The following is a 15,589-nucleotide window of genomic DNA, read 5'->3' as shown; positions in this document are numbered from 1 at the left end:
GCCCGGTATCATCGTCACCGTCCATGTACCCGGCTATTTCCTCGTCCTCGTAGTCGGGTTCGTCATTCTCGTAACCGGGCGTTTCTTCCGGCAGTCCGTCAGCCTGCGGCGCAAAAATAGTATCATTTTCAGCCGCTTGCGGGAGGTGTCCCGATTTGTCCTGCGCTGTCTGAAATTGTCCGCTCTTGTATCGGCTTTCACCTATCAGCGTGTAGCCTGAAACCCCGTTTCGTGGAAGCGGCGCATCATCCGTTTTGCCCGGTGATGTCCGGCTGTCCGTGTAGCGATACCACAGCCACAGGGCGATGTAGTACACCAAAAGCCCGGTAAGTATGCAATAGATTACCATAGTCAGACAGGCTTTTGGAAGTGGCTTTCGTACAGGGTGTTTATCTCGTCTTGGTACTGCTCGAAGTGGCGCAGCAGAATGTTTTCCACGTAGCTGCTTACCGTCACCTTTCGCCCGCCTATCACCGTCACGATACGCATCAGCTTCTCATGCGTGGTTCGGCTCACGTACAAGGGCTGTCGGTCTGCCAGTTCCACTTTCTGAAAGTAGGTTTCCCGGTAGTCGCCCGAACCGCCCTTGCGCTTGCGGGGTGTCGGTTTCTCTACTTGCACTGTTTCAGCCTGCCGTCCCTCGTGGGCGGTTTCCGTTTCGCTGCCGGGCTGCGGTTCATCATCCGGCTGGCTCTCCCGCTTGGCGGGTACACCCTGCGAGATAAGTTCCCGCATAAAATCCTCGTCTATCTTCGGCATCCCGCCGCTTTGCTTTGCCATATCATTTTAATTTGATGTAGTACACTATTTCGGTTATCAGTTCTTCCAAGTTGCTTCCCCTTACCAACGGGCGGCTGGCGGGAAAGAGCGTGGAGCGGAACACCGCCTTTTTATCCGCCACCAGTTCCTTTTTGTAGCGTTTGGTATCGGGGATAAAGGTTTTCATCAGCGGCAGTTCCAGTTCCTTAATGGTCTTGTCGTAGGCGGTGTAAAGGTCTGTTTTCTCCCTACCGTCCACCATGTTCCAAAAGAGGTACAGCCCTGCAAGTCGGCAGGCTTCATTCTTCACTAATAGCTTTTGGATAGCCATTGCGAACGACAGGCTGCTTTCCAGCACCACCTTGTCGGCTGAAATGGGGGTGAAAATGTAGTCCATGCCCGCAAGGGAGTTTATCACGCCCTCGCTGTTCACCGTGCCGGGCAGGTCGAAAAACACTATATCCGGCACGTGTCCGGCGGCTATATATCCGTCAGCCGTTGCAATCGCCTTTTCGGGCGAACTGCACAGTACCGGGTAGGCTTTCTTCCCCAGCCGGGTGAACTGTTCATACGCCATGCGCTTGTAATCTTCATCCGCCCCGACCTGCTCGGCATCCCGCTTGCGCATCCCGGCAATGGAGTGCTGGGGGTAGTCGCAATCGACCACCGCCACATTGTAGCCTTTGAGGTAGTATAGGTAACTCGCCGCCAGCACGGTAAAGGTGGTTTTGCCGACCCCGCCCTTTTGTGTGGAAAAGGCGACATAAAGGGGTGTTTTCTCGTTTTCCATATTGCTTCCGTTCATTATTGGTTGATAGATTTGTTTATTGCTTTCAATCATTCTTTCCATATTGCAATCTTGAAATATTGAAAGACTGTTTTATTTCAATCTTGTTTTCCTGCTTTCATTCTTTCTTGAAATATTGAAATCCTGCAATCATGTTTTATTGAAATCCTGCTTTCAATCATTCTTTCCTGATTGGAATATTTCTTTCAATCTTGCTTTCAATATTGAAATCCGATGCAAAAAAAGGGAGAAAAAACGTCCCCTGAAAACCTTGTCCCGATTTGTCCTGCGCTGTCCCGTTTTGTCCACCAACCACCTATTTTACAGCATTATAAATCACCGTTACTTTGCAGCGGAGTAACGAACCGCAGGGGGCGCAGGTGTAAAACAGGGCTGGTGAATGGCTGGGCTTACCGTTCCACGCTAACCCCAATCCGTCCGTGACGGATTTCGATTTTCGTCAGAAAATAGCAAGGTGTGTTCTATGGCACATAGAACCGTTTTCCGTGCCTGAAAACGCCTTGCCCCTGTCGGGGGTAAAAATCACTCCGAAGTCGTAATTTTTTAATCCAAAGAAGCATGGAAACAAGAAGAACCAACAAGGGCGGTCGCCCCGCCCTCGCAGACCCGGCGAAGCATCGCCATGTCCTTTACCTGAACGACCGGGAGAATGCCCGCTTCCTCTCGCAATGGGAGCAGTCGGGCGTCACGAGCAAGTCCCGTTTCATCGCCGCCCGGCTGTTCGGCGAGCCGTTCCGGGTGGTGAAAGTGGACAAATCGGCAGTAGAATATTGCGCCCGGCTGACCGAATTTTATGCCCAGTTCCGGGCGGTTGCGGTCAATTACAACCAAGTGGTAAAGGCTCTGAATAGTAACTTTTCGGAGAAAAAGGCACTGGCTTTTCTCTATAAACTGGAGAAAGCGACCACCGAACTGGCTGTGTTGAACCGTCAGGTTATCGACCTGACAAACGAGTGCAGGGAACTATGGTTGCCAAAATAAGCACGGGCGGCAATATGTTCGGCGCACTGGCATACAACCAAAACAAGGTGGACAGCGGGGAAGCAAAGGTGCTTTTCTCCAACCGGATGCTGTTGGGCGAGGACGGGAATTTCTCTATCGGCGAGTGTATGCGCAGCTTTGAAATGCAGATGCCCGTCCAGCTATCCACCAAGAAGCCGATACTTCATATTTCCATAAACCCGCACCCGGAAGACGTGCTGACCGACCGGCAGCTTTCCGACATCGCCAAAGAGTATATGCGGAAGTTGGGCTATGGCGACCAGCCTTATCTGGTGTACAAGCATACCGACATCGACCGCCACCATATCCACATCGTGGGGTTGCGGGTGGACGAGAACGGCAAGCCGCTGAATGACAAGTTCGAGCATCGGCGCAGCAAGCAAATCACCCGTGAACTGGAGCAGAAATACAACCTGCACCCGGCAGAACGAAAGGAACGTGCCGAACGCCCCGAACTTAAAAAGGTGGACTATGCCGCCGGGGACGTGAAGCACCAAATCGGCAACACCGTGAAAGCGGCTTGCTATGGCTACCGCTTCCAGTCGTTCGGGGAGTACAAGGCTTTGCTTGCCGCTTACAACGTGTGCGCCGAGGAAGTCAAAGGCGAGATAAACGGCAAGCCCTATCAGGGCATTGTCTATTCCGCCATGAACGACAAGGGCGAAAAGGTGGGCAACCCGGTAAAGGCTTCCCGCATCGGCAAGTCGGTAGGTTATGAAGCGGTGCAGCGCAGAATGGAGAAATCGGGCGAAGCAATTAAGAACGGGAAACTGAAAGAGCGCACCCGGAAGATTGTAGCCACTGCCATGCAGACCGCCCGCAGCCGCAAGGAACTGGAACGACAGCTAAAGAAGCAGGGCATTGATGTGGTATTCCGTCAGAACGACAACGGGCGCATCTATGGCGTTACGTTCATCGACCACGACAGCCGGGTGGTGCTGAACGGTTCACGCTTGGGTAAGGAGTATTCGGCGAACGTGTTCAACGAACGTTTTTCGGGCGAAACCGGAAAGATACACCAGTCCGAAGTGGCAGCACCGCAGCAAGACCAGCCCACGCATCAGGAACAGCCGGGCTTCACGCCGAAAGCCGACATCGTTTCGGGCATGGCTTCCGTGCTGGGTGCTTTCGGCGGTTTGCTGGGCGGCGGTGCATCAGGCGGTGACGAGCCGCAGGACACCGACCGCCAAAAGAGAAAGAAGAAAAAGAAGCGCACAAGGCGCATCAACTAACTTAAAAACATTACAATCATGCAACAGGAAGATGATTTGAGAGGGCTTGCAAGGGTCATGGACTTTATGCGGGCTGTCAGTATTCTATTCGTGGGAATAAACGTGTACTGGTTCTGTTACTCCACCCTGAAAGAATGGGGAGTGACGTTTGAGGTGATAGACAAGATACTGTGGAACTTCCAGCGCACCACCGGGCTGTTCTCGTCTATCTTATGGACAAAACTATTTTCGGTGGTGTTCCTCGCCCTGTCGTGTATCGGCACTAAGGGCGTGAAAGAGGAAAAGATAACGTGGGCGAAGATACATTGCAGCCTTGCGGCGGGTGTCGTGTTGTTTTTCCTGAACTGGTGGCTGCTGGAACTTCCGCTGCCACATACGGCGGACACTGTGTTTTATATCGCCACGCTGTCGGCGGGCTATATCTGTATGCTCATGGCGGGTACGTGGATGTCCCGGTTATTGAAAAACAACCTCATGGATGATGTCTTTAATACCGAGAACGAAAGTTTCCAGCAGGAAACAAGGCTTATCGAGAACGAGTATTCTGTAAATCTGCCTACCCGGTTCTACTATAAGAAGAAGTGGAACAATGGCTATATTAACGTTGTAAACGTTTTTCGTGCGAGTATCGTGTTAGGAACGCCGGGCAGCGGGAAGTCATACGCAGTAGTAAATAATTACATAAAACAGCAAATCGAGAAAGGTTTTGCGCTCTACCTGTATGATTATAAGTTTCCTGACCTTTCGGAAATCGCTTACAATCATTTGCTTAACCACTTGGACGGCTACAAGGTCAAGCCGAAATTTTACGTTATCAACTTTGACGACCCACGCAAGAGCCACCGATGTAACCCTATAAACGCCAGCTTCATGTCGGACATTGCGGATGCTTATGAAGCCAGCTACACGATTATGCTTAACCTCAATCGAAGCTGGATAAGCAAGCAGGGCGACTTCTTCGTGGAAAGCCCGATTATCCTGCTTGCAGCCATTATTTGGTATTTGCGCATCTATCAAGGCGGCAGGTATTGCACGTTTCCCCATGCCATAGAACTGTTGAACAAGAAATACGCTGATGTATTCACGATTTTGCGCAGTTATCCCGAACTGGAAAATTACCTTTCCCCGTTCGTGGACGCTTGGGAAAGTTCGGCAGTTGAACAGTTGCAGGGGCAGATTGCCAGTGCAAAAATCCCGCTTTCAAGGATGATTTCACCCGCCCTTTACTGGGTAATGACGGGCGATGATTTTTCACTTGACATCAACAACCCGAAAGAGCCTAAAATACTGGTTGTCGGCAACAATCCTGACCGCCAAAATATCTACTCGGCAGCACTGGGATTATATAATTCCCGTATCGTGAAGCTGATAAACAAGAAAGGTCAGCTTAAAAGTTCGGTGATAATAGATGAATTACCAACTATATATTTTCGGGGGTTGGATAATTTGATTGCCACCGCCCGAAGCAACAAGGTTGCGGTTCTGTTAGGCTTTCAGGATTACAGCCAGCTTACCCGTGATTACGGGGACAAGGAAAGCCGGGTTATCCAAAATACTGTGGGTAACGTGTTCAGCGGTCAAGTAGTCGGTGAAACGGCGAAAATCCTTTCCGAGCGTTTCGGAAAGGTGTTGCAGAAACGGCAGAGCATGACGATAAACCAACGGGAAAAATCCACCTCGATAAGCACCCAAATGGACAGCCTGATACCCGCCAGCAAAATATCCAACCTCACGCAAGGTATGTTCGTGGGTGCTGTGGCGGACAACTTCGATGAACGGATAGAGCAGAAGATTTTCCACTGCGAAATCGTGGTGGACAACGAAAAGGTGAAGCGGGAAACCGCCCATTACGTGAAGTTGCCGCAGATTATCGACTTCACCGACAAGGACGGCAACGACCGGATGCAGGAGGAGATACAAGCCAACTATGACCGCATCCGTCAGGAAGTCAGGCAGATAGTCGAGGACGAGATAACCCGGATTAAGAACGACCCGGAGTTATGCCACTTGATTAAGGAGGAAGAATAGCTATATATAATAATGTATGGAGTGAAGAACAGCCGATGTAGCTTTACGGTTGTTCTTCATTTTGCTTTTTGGTGCGGTAGGCTTCAAAACGCACTAATATTTCGTGCAGGTTCTTCAATGCTTCCACAGCCTTGCCTATCGGCGGCATCTTGCTTTTGTCGAAAGTCAGTTTCTTCAAATCGGTAGTGTACGCCGTAGCCACTTCGGGTAACGCCATGACCGCTTCGGCATCCTTGAATATCGGTGCATCAGCCAGCGACAAGTGCGAACGGGAGTTTTTATTTAGTCCGTCCTCTATCGTCACCCGGTACATGGCATCCAAGAAATCTTCCGAATGTAGGTAATCGTTATATTCCTGATTGTGGTAGAGTGCCGACAAGTCGTAAACGTCACGGATATGCTTTGCCAACAGTGCGGCTGCATCCTCATTGTAAGACAGCTTTACCAGCCTTGAAACCTTGTCGCAGATAGTCTTTCGGGGGTTGATACACTGCGTTTCAAAACTTTCCAGCCCGTAGGTGCTTATCAGTTCCTCTTGCCCGATGCTTTCAAGAAAGGCGGTCACAATCGGTTTGATAACCCGCTTGTCCGCCGGGTAGAACATCAGTTTTTTGTCCGGCAGGTCACAGGATTTTATCTCTACTTCCAAATGTTCTTTCAGTCCCACGCCTTGAAATACATTGTCATACGAGAAATACAGTTTACGGTAATTACCGCCCGTTTCCGACAAATCTTCCTTGTATATGTCACTATTGAGTTCGGCTATGTATTTGGAAAGTTTCTTGTTCAATGTCTTTTCTGCCTGCTTGGACGCACCTTTATCACCCGTGAACACGAACAAGTCCAAATCTTCCGAGAAACGTTCTATCAGCCCGTAGGCTTTGGAAAGTGAAGTTCCGCCTTTGAAGTAGGTCTTATCCGCATATTCGGACATGGAAATATCCCGCAGTATCTTCGATACCCAGTAATCCTTTTCCACGTGCGACTGCTCGTAGCCGAAATGGTCAGCCGCCAGTGCGATGATTTCCTTGAACGCTTCCTTGTCCGAATGTAAATTCATATTTCTGTCCTATGCTGTTTTATAATCCAAGTTGAACCGTGTCGTGGGAAGAATGGTCTTTGCCATTTCCGTTTGCAATACGGTTTGTCTGATGTCGCCCAGTATATCCGCCACCACCTTTCTGACACGTGGCGGGTAACTTTTCGCCAAAGATACGATTTTTTCCAGTTCCGGCAGGCTGTACCCGTTGAAATATTGGCTTTTGACCCGGTTGTAGATGTCCTGCCCGGTTGTTCCGGGTATGCGCTTCATGTCCTTTATCGCATCGAGCAGCCGCAAGTACGGGACAAGGCTTTCATCCGGATAGACCATGCAGTAGGCTTTCACGCACTCTATATCCAAGTTCTTGAAACGGAAACGGCGAACCGGGTTAGGAGTGGCTATCGTTATGGTTGTGGCTACCTGTTCGGTCAGCCCCATTTTGTTATAGATGTAAGCCCCCGTGATATAGCCGTTCAGTTTTTCAGTCAGGTAGCGGAACTGTTCATCCTGATAGACAGGCAGCTTTCCCAGCCCCAGCACTGATTTCTTGGGACGGTAGTACGCCCCCTTTTCAACCCGTACCAGTACCCCTTTGCGGCTCTGTTCGGAAAGTAGCACCGCAACATTGGCGGTCTTTTCCGTTTCAAACGATAAATCCCGGAACGTGAATATACGCCCGGTATCTATCCGTTCAATCTGCCCAAGTATCTCTTTTCTGAATGAAGCCATATTTATGTCCTTTGTTTCTATATGCAAAGATAGTATATTATGTAATCACCTGCAAAAACATAACAAAGATTTTGCCGAAGATGTTTTCTTTTTGTCGTGTCACCTGATAATAGGAGAATAACGGAAACTCAATCAAAGGCTTGCCATACGCTTCATAAACGCTTCACAAATGGCTCACAAGTATAATGCGATTTTTGTAAAACTGTTGATTATAAGCCGAAAACAATATATACAAATGGCTCACAAATGGCTCGTTTAAAGCAAGCGATTAACTTCGGTCTGTACCCGTTTTAAATCTCCAACCAACAGTTGGAGATTTACCGCACCCGGATAATTTCAAGCTCCGCAGGACAAATTCGGGCATCCCTTGCCCCCGTTTTTAGTCGCTATCTGTAGACTGGACTATTATTATACCATTCAATAATCAAATCATTATCGTTATTATGGACATTTAAAGTGAAAAAGATATTCCTATAATGATTAAAGCAATAGATGCAAATATGTATCTATATCTTTTTGTAGAAAACATTGCTCCTATACAAGAGATAGATACAGCAAATTGCATACATTTTAAACTTAACTCTGTAGTCTTAAATATACACATAGACAAAAAAGATAATGCCAAAACAAATAGTATAGCATTCAATATATATTTCAGTTTCATATTCCTTTGATTTACATTGACCTTATTAGCAGTAGCATATAAATTGCTCATCCTAACCCAATAACCAATCCTATACAAAAGAACAAGGTGAATCTCTTTTCCTTGTGTTTCAGCCCATAGACCAGCCCGATAATAGCACATAAAGGAATATTAGATGAATCTGCATTTTTTCCTTTATTTACAAGGTATTTATGACTTTCTTTGCTCAATTTGCAAATCTCACGGTTCTCATTGTTCTGTTGTAGCATACATTTATGCAACTTAATGTTCCCATGATTCAGTTTAATCTATTTTCTCTAATTCAATTGTAGCTACTTTCTCTTTATCTGGACTAATTTCATTCTGTATAATGGTTATATGTTTTTGGGTATAGCTTTTGATAATCCAAGGGGCTCCACCCAAATATAAAGCATTGCTATTAAATGTGATATATTTCCCTTCTATTGTATAAGTAATATCAATTTCATCGTAACCTTCCCAATTTACTTTCCCTTTCCGAGTATCTACAAATTGCATACCGACCCCCATATTTTGTACTGTCCAAGCCTCACAATGCCCTGTTCCACGCCATGAAGTCTGATAAAGTGCTTCGGGGGTTAATTCATTTGTCTGTTCATTATCATCGTCGCAGCTTATAAAGCTGAATGTACAGAGGAATAGCATAAGTATTCCAAGAATTTCTTTTGTTTTCATATTCTTTTTTTTAATCTCTTGTTTAACTCATTCAATCTTTATTTTGTCTCTTCGTTGAACCAACCAAAGATAAGACAAAGATAAAAAGAAGAATTCTTTGGCAGATTAAGATACTCTTGGAATATTGTTATAATGTAAATTTCTAAACCTATGTTTATTTTTTGTTGTCAAAACTTTGCTTGCGTCTGATTCGGCTCATGTGTATGGGTGTAATTTTAAGGTAGGATGCTATTTCTTTTAGTGATACCATTTGAAGGATTGCAGGGCATTTTTTTAAAAGTTGGAGGTAACGCTCTTCCGGTGTGAATCTGAATAAATCCAAATAACGTGAATATGATTGGAAAAACATCTGTTCGGCTGCGATACGGGCTATCCGTTGGTTTTCATTATTTTCCTTGAATTTTTGCTGTAAGAATGTAGAAGAACAGATGTAAATCTCGCACGGGATTATCGCCTGTATATTCAATTCTGATTTCATGCCATATAAGCAAGTGGGATAATCGGCTATAAATTCATTTGGAAAGGAAAAACCGACATTATACGGCTTGTTTTCTGTCCGGTTGGTGCAACTGTATTTGACTACGCCTGATAAGATAAACCCGAAGAAAGAACAGGCATCACCTTCATGGAGAATAAACTCATTCTTTTTATAATGTCGTAACTCTCCATGTTTCAGACACAACTCCTTGAAGAAGTCTATGTCTATGTTACTCATATATGAATTGAATTCGGCTATCATTTGTATATAAGAGAAATGTATAAAAAATATCTGAATTTCCATGTTTGGAGTTTAGTCTGTTTTTTGTCTATATATCCAAACCGTACTAAACTTTTTTCTGTTGACTGCAAGATATAAGTACTGGCGAAAAGAGTAAGAATAAAAGGTATTTCTTTTTGACAGTATTACTTTTAATAATTTGAGGAGGAAATAATACTCTAAGTAAAGGCTTATTCTACCGTCCGAGAGCTTATTTTGCTCCAGCTTGGGGTTTTCTTTCGTTTTATTTTCTAACATTGCCATTGTTTAGAGGTTTTATCTCGATTTAGGTGCCGTAACCGGGTAATTACACTAAATAGTTGATTTTCTTTTGTTTTTTGCGGATGCAAAGGTACAAAAGAAAATGATATTTCAAAGTGTACTGAATAACAGAAAATGGCAAAAATAGAGAAAAACAGAAAATATTCAAATGACTGATAATAAGAAAGATGAATTATTTTTATTCTATAATCTCCATGTCTTGTATCGGCATTGGCATTGGGTGGTAAAGAAGCAATAGATAACATCCATATTCTAAAAACTATTCCCTACATAGAAATGTCACTCCAATCTATCGGGGATTTGAAACGAGTGCAATAACAGATTACTAACGAAGCGCGATGACGCTTAAACAGTGTTCCCCGCTAATCCATTAAAGGGTTCACATATGGTTCATACTCGAATGATTTTCTTTTGCAAAATATGCAAATTACTTGAGTTTTAGCTATTTCAAAAAACGACCAAAGGGTTCACAAAGGGTTCATCGAAAGAGAGTGAAATCATTCACTCTCTTTTTTTATGCCCTTTTCAATTCTGCAACCAATGGTTGCGGAATTTCATCCCACCCGGACAAATCGGGACACCGCAGGACAAATTCGGACAGCCCTTGCCGCCCGTCCAAATATAGCATATTTAGTCGCTACCTTTGGGCGGGACTATTCCCGTAACCGCTAAAATTTCAATTATTTATGGCAAACAGAATGACCCCGCCCGCAGAGGGGCAGGAAAAAGACGTGCTGCTGGTCTTGGATAAACAGCAGGGAAAGGTGAGTGCCGTTAAGGGTATTGACAAGGAGGGCAATTTGCAGACCGTACCGCCGACACACGGTGGCGAGTTCATGCAGGTGGACAAGAACAGCGATGTGTTCAGCAACTTCATTTCCAACTTCTACCGCAAGTATCAGGACACTTCCGGGCTGGAACTGTTCAGCGTCAAGGCTTCCGAAGCGGAGCGGGACGCAAAGGCAATCGAGGAAAACCACCGCAACCCTACACCGGAGGGCGACAAGCGGGCTGAAATGCTTCGAGTTCCGAAGCCCGACTTCCACGAGTTCAAGCAGGGTTACCGCTTCGACCCGGCAAAAATCGACTGGGAGAACCTGAAAAAAGTCGGCATCACCGCCGACACCCTGAAAAACACGAAGGACTTCGACCGGGTGATGCGTGGCTACAAGTCCCGAAATACCTACACCGTTTCGGGGACGGTGGGCGGCTTCTACCTCAAACCTACCGATGTCAAGCTCTCTTTCTATCAGGCAAAGGACGGCACGGTAGTACCCAAGCTGCACGGCGTGCAGCAGGACGAAAAGCTGTTGCAACGCCCGTTCCATGAACACGGGTTCACCAAGCAGGAACAGGGCAACTTGCAAGGCACTGGCAACTTGGGCGGCATCGCTGAAATCAAAGACCCGAAAAGCGGCGAGCAAATCCCCGTGTTTGTCAGCCGGGACAGGTACACGCACGAACTGGAATACATGCGGGCTGACAAATGGAAATGCCCCGATACAATCTGTAACGTGCAAGTCAGCCCGGAACAGAAAGCCGCCTTTGAAGCCGGGCAAGCGGTGAAAATGGAAAACCTGCAATTCAGGGACGGCACGAAGCGCAGTGCCTATTTGCAGGTCAGTGCGGTGGAGCGTGGCTTGGAGTTCCTGCCCCGTGCCGCCGTCCAGTTCTTGCAGCAGGGGCAGCAGCCCGCAGAACAGCAGGTAGCCGGGCTAAAGGACGGCAAGGGCGTTGAGTTCAACGGTCATGTACAGCCCGGCGCACAGGGCAAATCCCACGACAAGGTGCAGCCGAAAGACGTTACCCCCGCCGCCGAGAACCGGACGCAGGTAGCGGTCAATTCCGGGGGCAAGACCAACGAAGCCACCAAGCAGGGCAAAGAGCCGTTGAAACAGGGTCAGGACAAGCCCACCCCCAAGCAGAAAGAGAAGCAGGAGAAAGCGCAGGACAAGAGCCTGAAAGCTGACAAGCCCAAGAAGTCCAGAGGAATGAAAATGTAATATCCACCATTAAAAAGTAAAGAATTATGATTGCATTGATAGCAGAAAAGTTATCACGAGTTATGATAACTTCTCTTATCACAAGTAAATTATTATCCAAAGCTATAAGCTAATACACCAAATAACTGACAGATAATCAATCAAACTCGTGATAATAATGTTCTGATAATAATATGCTATATTGTGGAGAGAGTAATGTTGCTCCCTCCAAATATAGTATTATGGACAATAAAAATCATTTTGAATCCAAAGTTTCGGATTTTTTAGAAGCGTTGCGTAAAGCCGGATATTCAGAATCGACTATCCGACAGTATAAAAAGACCTGTCGTCTTTTTATCGTTTACATGGATATAAACTACATACAAGACTGTAATGTAGAATCCATCGATTTGTTTTTAAAGACTATGCCACAAGAAAAAACGCGGTTGATACATGGAACCAATTATCGATTACTGCTATTCGTTAATTATCTTACGGATAGAACTATCCAAAAACCAGTTGTAAGATACGTTATACGCAAATTCTCAGGAGAAATAGGAGGCATTATGACAAAATACCTTCATCTCTTGGAAGAACAAAGACTATCTCCTAAAACGATAGATGGCTACGAACATGTGTTCAGCTATTTTCTCAGGCATTTGTCTTTGAGGAATGTATCCCGCATCTCAGATATAGGTGAGGATGATGTGCTAACTTTTATATCTTCCAGCCAAAACAGTAAACAAAGAGTATTGGCAACGATGCGTGCATTTTGTCGTTACCTGTACGAACAAAAGCTTATCAATAAGAATATTGATTATGTGATAGGAAGAAACCGTTATATTGTAAAAGAAAAACTACCGTCGACATACACTTGTGAAGAAGTCTTGCAAATAGAATCTTCGGTAAATCAATCCACTCCTGTAGGAAAACGAGATTACGCCATGCTCCTATTAGCAACACGGTTAGGACTACGTTCCTCCGATATTGCCGGATTACAATTCAGTAATTTAGACTGGGATAGAAACATTATCCGCCTGATACAGTACAAGACTAAACGTGAAATAGAATTGCCACTCTTAAAGGATGTAGGAGAAGCTATCATCAATTATGTGAAATATGGCAGACCGAGTTCTTCTTCCAAACAGATATTCCTATCCTCTTTAGCCCCATATAATCCTGTGAATGGGGCGGTGGTTTCCTTGTCGGTCAGAAAGATTATCTGCCATTCAAGAATAGATACAAGGGATAGAAAAAAAGGTCCTCACGCTATGAGACATACTTTAGCCAGCCAGCTATTGCGTAATGGCATATCACTGCCCGTCATTTCTGAGACATTGGGACACAAAACTACACAAACGACAATGGGCTATCTTCGGATAGACATTGATGGTTTGATGAAATGTGTCCTTGAAGTCCCGGATGTCCCATCCGATTTCTACACACAGAAAGGAGGTTTGTTCTATGTCTGAACAATTCATATATCAAAGCGTGTTCGCACCTTATTTTAAGGATTTTCTTGCGATGAAAGAAAATCAGGTTTCCGACATTGGACGGATAAAGTGGATGCTCTTGGAGTTTGACAAGTTCTTTGTTAATAGCAACATCAGGGATGTGTTCATAACTAAAAGCATGATTGATACATGGAAGTGCACCCGCATACATGATAAAAAGAAAACCCTCTATGACAAGGTGTCCATGTTCCGACAGTTTTGCCTATACTTATGCCACATAGGAAAAGAATGCTATATACCCAAGTTACCAAAGAAGGAATATTCGGATTTTACTCCTTATGTGTTTACCCGTGGACAGATGCAGGACATCTTTGAAGCTTGCGACAAGCAAAGGATGCATAGTCATAATATATATTGTAATCTTTTTGCATTACCTGCTTTATATAGAATCTTATATGCTACAGGGATTAGAATCGGGGAAGCCATATCCATTAGGAATCGGGATGTTGATTTGAGAAGGAATTGCATCATTATTCGGAAGACAAAGAACAAGATGGAAAGGCTTATTCCTTTAAGCGACTCCCTGTCCAAGGTTCTACAACAGTATTTGGAATATCGCAACAAGATGCCCTTGCCAGACGTTGATGCCCCGGACAAGTTCTTGTTAATATCCCCATCAGGACGACCGTTATCTTCTTGTACTGTTTTGGGCGGTTTCAAGAAAGTGTTGGAAAAATGCAATATACCTTGTTCGAGCAACCGTTCCGGAGGAGCCTGCATACATAGTCTCAGACATACTTTTGCCGTCCATTCCCTTGCAAAGATGGTGCAAGAAGGAATGGACATATATTGTGCGCTTCCTCTTTTGTCGGTCTTCTTGGGGCATAAGACGTTGAAAGGGACTGAAACCTACGTGCGCCTGACACAAGATATGTTTCCCGATATTCTATTGAAACAAAATACGATAACACGGTTTGTGTACCCTCAAACAAACATAATAACTAATTTAAATGTAGATACTTATGAAAACGACTGACTTTGCGAAGCATTTAACGGCTTTTTTCACAGAGTACCTTATCGGAGAAAGAGGCGTAAGCCCTAATACCATACGGTCATACAGCGAATCATTTAGCTTGCTGTTAAACTTTCTGGACGAACAGGTAAACATAAAGGCTGATAATCTTAGATTGGAACATATTACCAGAAAAACGGTTTTAAACTTCCTTGATTGGTTACAAGACACGAAAAAATCGAGTAACGCGACTAGAAATCAAAGATTGGCGGCATTACGTTCTTTTTGTACATATATGCAATATGAGGATGTAAAGCGTCTGGAACAATGGCAAGAGATATTATCCATCAAGGTAAAAACACATGAAAAAAGAAGTGTCAATTATCTCAGCATAGATGGCATTAAGCTTTTATTGGCACAAATACCAATCAACACGAAAAAAGGACGACGGGATTTAGCTTTGATATCCCTGCTCTATGATAGTGGAGCCAGAGTACAAGAATTAATAGACTTGACACCCGCATCTTTGAAATTGGAAAAGCCTTGTCATGTCACCTTATTTGGTAAAGGACGCAAAAAAAGAATTGTCCCTTTACAAGACGAACAAGTGAATTTATTACGCAGTTATATGGAAGAGAATCGTTTAGACCTGTCCGGTTTTAATCAAAGACCTCTTTTCTTTAACAGTTGTGGCAGAAAGCTAACAAACTCTGGCATATCTTATATCTTGAATAATTATATTAATCACGCCCGAATACAAGATCCGGAACTTATACCGGAAAAAATAAGCCCGCATACTTTACGACACAGTAAAGCTATGCACTTGTTACAAGCTGGTGTAAATTTGGTCTATATTCGTGATATTTTAGGACATGTATCTATACAAACTACTGAAATATATGCTCGGGCTGATTCTAAACAAAAAAGAGAGGCTTTGGAATCAGCTTATGTTAATATGATACCAAACGATATAACAGAACGTTCATGGGAAAAAGACCAGGAACTTAAGATATGGCTAAGGAATCTATCTAAATGAAGATGATTATTATCCAAAGCTGTAATATAAAGTAATGTGTTTAAATAGCTGATATACAGACAGACAAAAATAAAGGCTTTGGATAATAATTTACTTGTGATAAGAAAAG

13 protein-coding genes and 1 pseudogene are annotated in these 15,589 nt (G+C 44.7%); 7 read left to right on the top strand and 7 right to left on the bottom strand.

The genetic code is table 11. The features are described 5' to 3' along the window. The 3 genes and pseudogenes from HMPREF1536_RS24355 to HMPREF1536_RS24345 form a co-directional block, all read right to left on the bottom strand. Positions 1-349: pseudogene (locus HMPREF1536_RS24355) on the bottom strand (hypothetical protein); the annotation flags it as partial. Between the two features lie 2 nt (positions 350-351). Then, complete coding sequence (locus HMPREF1536_RS24350) at positions 352-780, bottom strand: DUF3408 domain-containing protein (protein ID WP_007478184.1); 429 nt, start codon at positions 778-780, stop codon at positions 352-354. A 1-nt stretch (position 781) separates the two neighbouring features. Beyond that, positions 782-1,564: a ParA family protein gene (locus HMPREF1536_RS24345; protein WP_028728951.1), complete on the bottom strand. Its 783-nt coding sequence runs from the start codon at positions 1,562-1,564 to the stop codon at positions 782-784. A gap of 561 nt (positions 1,565-2,125) precedes the next feature. On the opposite strand from HMPREF1536_RS24345, the gene mobA reads away from it, so the two are divergent. From mobA to mobC, 3 genes are read left to right on the top strand one after another with little or no spacing between them, the layout of a single operon-like run. Then, positions 2,126-2,548, top strand: coding sequence for a conjugal transfer protein MobA (gene mobA / locus HMPREF1536_RS24340; RefSeq protein WP_004309974.1), 423 nt, complete (start codon positions 2,126-2,128; stop codon positions 2,546-2,548). Beyond that, the gene (gene mobB / locus HMPREF1536_RS24335) at positions 2,533-3,801 is read left to right on the top strand and encodes a conjugal transfer protein MobB (protein ID WP_007566686.1); all 1,269 of its coding nucleotides are present in this window, start codon (positions 2,533-2,535) and stop codon (positions 3,799-3,801) included. Before mobA ends, mobB begins: the two co-directional genes overlap by 16 nt. A gap of 18 nt (positions 3,802-3,819) precedes the next feature. Beyond that, on the top strand, positions 3,820-5,829 hold the full coding sequence (gene mobC, locus HMPREF1536_RS24330; RefSeq protein WP_007478174.1) for a conjugal transfer protein MobC: 2,010 nt from the start codon (positions 3,820-3,822) through the stop codon (positions 5,827-5,829). Between the two features lie 43 nt (positions 5,830-5,872). Here mobC and HMPREF1536_RS24325 read toward each other — a convergent pair whose 3' ends face one another. From HMPREF1536_RS24325 to HMPREF1536_RS24300, 4 genes are all read right to left on the bottom strand, one after another. Continuing rightward, positions 5,873-6,889, bottom strand: a complete 1,017-nt coding sequence (locus HMPREF1536_RS24325) for a nucleotidyl transferase AbiEii/AbiGii toxin family protein (RefSeq protein ID WP_004309977.1) — start codon at positions 6,887-6,889, stop codon at positions 5,873-5,875. A gap of 9 nt (positions 6,890-6,898) precedes the next feature. After that, positions 6,899-7,600 carry a DUF6088 family protein gene (locus HMPREF1536_RS24320; protein ID WP_004309978.1) on the bottom strand — a complete coding sequence of 234 codons (702 nt, stop codon included), beginning with the start codon at positions 7,598-7,600 and terminating at the stop codon, positions 6,899-6,901. Between the two features lie 946 nt (positions 7,601-8,546). Then, positions 8,547-8,957 carry a hypothetical protein gene (locus tag HMPREF1536_RS24305; RefSeq protein WP_004309979.1) on the bottom strand — a complete coding sequence of 137 codons (411 nt, stop codon included), beginning with the start codon at positions 8,955-8,957 and terminating at the stop codon, positions 8,547-8,549. 154 nt (positions 8,958-9,111) lie between these two features. After that, positions 9,112-9,738: a Crp/Fnr family transcriptional regulator gene (locus HMPREF1536_RS24300; RefSeq protein ID WP_004309980.1), complete on the bottom strand. Its 627-nt coding sequence runs from the start codon at positions 9,736-9,738 to the stop codon at positions 9,112-9,114. Positions 9,739-10,682: 944 nt separating this feature from the next. On the opposite strand from HMPREF1536_RS24300, the gene HMPREF1536_RS24290 reads away from it, so the two are divergent. The 4 genes from HMPREF1536_RS24290 to HMPREF1536_RS24275 all read left to right on the top strand — a co-directional run bounded on the left by HMPREF1536_RS24290 (position 10,683) and on the right by HMPREF1536_RS24275 (position 15,480). Then, the gene (locus HMPREF1536_RS24290; RefSeq protein ID WP_007482643.1) at positions 10,683-11,999 is read left to right on the top strand and encodes a DUF3945 domain-containing protein; all 1,317 of its coding nucleotides are present in this window, start codon (positions 10,683-10,685) and stop codon (positions 11,997-11,999) included. 545 nt (positions 12,000-12,544) lie between these two features. Then, a complete protein-coding gene (locus HMPREF1536_RS24285) occupies positions 12,545-13,450 on the top strand; it encodes a site-specific integrase (protein WP_158236838.1) in 906 nt (301 codons plus the stop codon). Then, entirely contained in the window at positions 13,401-14,468 is a 1,068-nt protein-coding gene (locus tag HMPREF1536_RS28400) for a tyrosine-type recombinase/integrase (protein WP_080704491.1), read from the top strand. The genes HMPREF1536_RS24285 and HMPREF1536_RS28400 overlap by 50 nt, the downstream gene beginning before the upstream one ends. Further along, positions 14,455-15,480 (top strand): site-specific integrase, encoded by a 1,026-nt coding sequence (locus tag HMPREF1536_RS24275; protein ID WP_007754523.1) that lies wholly within the window; start codon positions 14,455-14,457, stop codon positions 15,478-15,480. Before HMPREF1536_RS28400 ends, HMPREF1536_RS24275 begins: the two co-directional genes overlap by 14 nt. Positions 15,481-15,589: the final 109 nt, after the last annotated feature.

Origin of the sequence: Parabacteroides gordonii MS-1 = DSM 23371 (assembly GCF_000969825.1) — a bacterium.
Lineage (GTDB): Bacteria > Bacteroidota > Bacteroidia > Bacteroidales > Tannerellaceae > Parabacteroides > Parabacteroides gordonii.
Note: the sequence above shows the minus strand (reverse complement) of the source record. Positions and strands in the feature narration are given on the sequence as shown.

Bases quoted from the DNA above. Each gene is read 5' to 3' on its own strand.
- HMPREF1536_RS28400 (WP_080704491.1), top strand. From the start codon at position 13,401: ATGTCCCATCCGATTTCTACACACAGAAAGGAGGTTTGTTCTATGTCT.
- HMPREF1536_RS24275 (WP_007754523.1), top strand. From the start codon at position 14,455: ATGAAAACGACTGACTTTGCGAAGCATTTAACGGCTTTTTTCACAGAG.
- HMPREF1536_RS24325 (WP_004309977.1), bottom strand. From the start codon at position 6,889: ATGAATTTACATTCGGACAAGGAAGCGTTCAAGGAAATCATCGCACTG.
- HMPREF1536_RS24305 (WP_004309979.1), bottom strand. From the start codon at position 8,957: ATGAAAACAAAAGAAATTCTTGGAATACTTATGCTATTCCTCTGTACA.
- HMPREF1536_RS24290 (WP_007482643.1), top strand. From the start codon at position 10,683: ATGGCAAACAGAATGACCCCGCCCGCAGAGGGGCAGGAAAAAGACGTG.
- HMPREF1536_RS24350 (WP_007478184.1), bottom strand. From the start codon at position 780: ATGGCAAAGCAAAGCGGCGGGATGCCGAAGATAGACGAGGATTTTATG.
- mobB (WP_007566686.1), top strand. From the start codon at position 2,533: ATGGTTGCCAAAATAAGCACGGGCGGCAATATGTTCGGCGCACTGGCA.
- HMPREF1536_RS24320 (WP_004309978.1), bottom strand. From the start codon at position 7,600: ATGGCTTCATTCAGAAAAGAGATACTTGGGCAGATTGAACGGATAGAT.
- mobA (WP_004309974.1), top strand. From the start codon at position 2,126: ATGGAAACAAGAAGAACCAACAAGGGCGGTCGCCCCGCCCTCGCAGAC.
- HMPREF1536_RS24345 (WP_028728951.1), bottom strand. From the start codon at position 1,564: ATGAACGGAAGCAATATGGAAAACGAGAAAACACCCCTTTATGTCGCC.
- HMPREF1536_RS24285 (WP_158236838.1), top strand. From the start codon at position 12,545: ATGACAAAATACCTTCATCTCTTGGAAGAACAAAGACTATCTCCTAAA.
- mobC (WP_007478174.1), top strand. From the start codon at position 3,820: ATGCAACAGGAAGATGATTTGAGAGGGCTTGCAAGGGTCATGGACTTT.
- HMPREF1536_RS24300 (WP_004309980.1), bottom strand. From the start codon at position 9,738: ATGGAAATTCAGATATTTTTTATACATTTCTCTTATATACAAATGATA.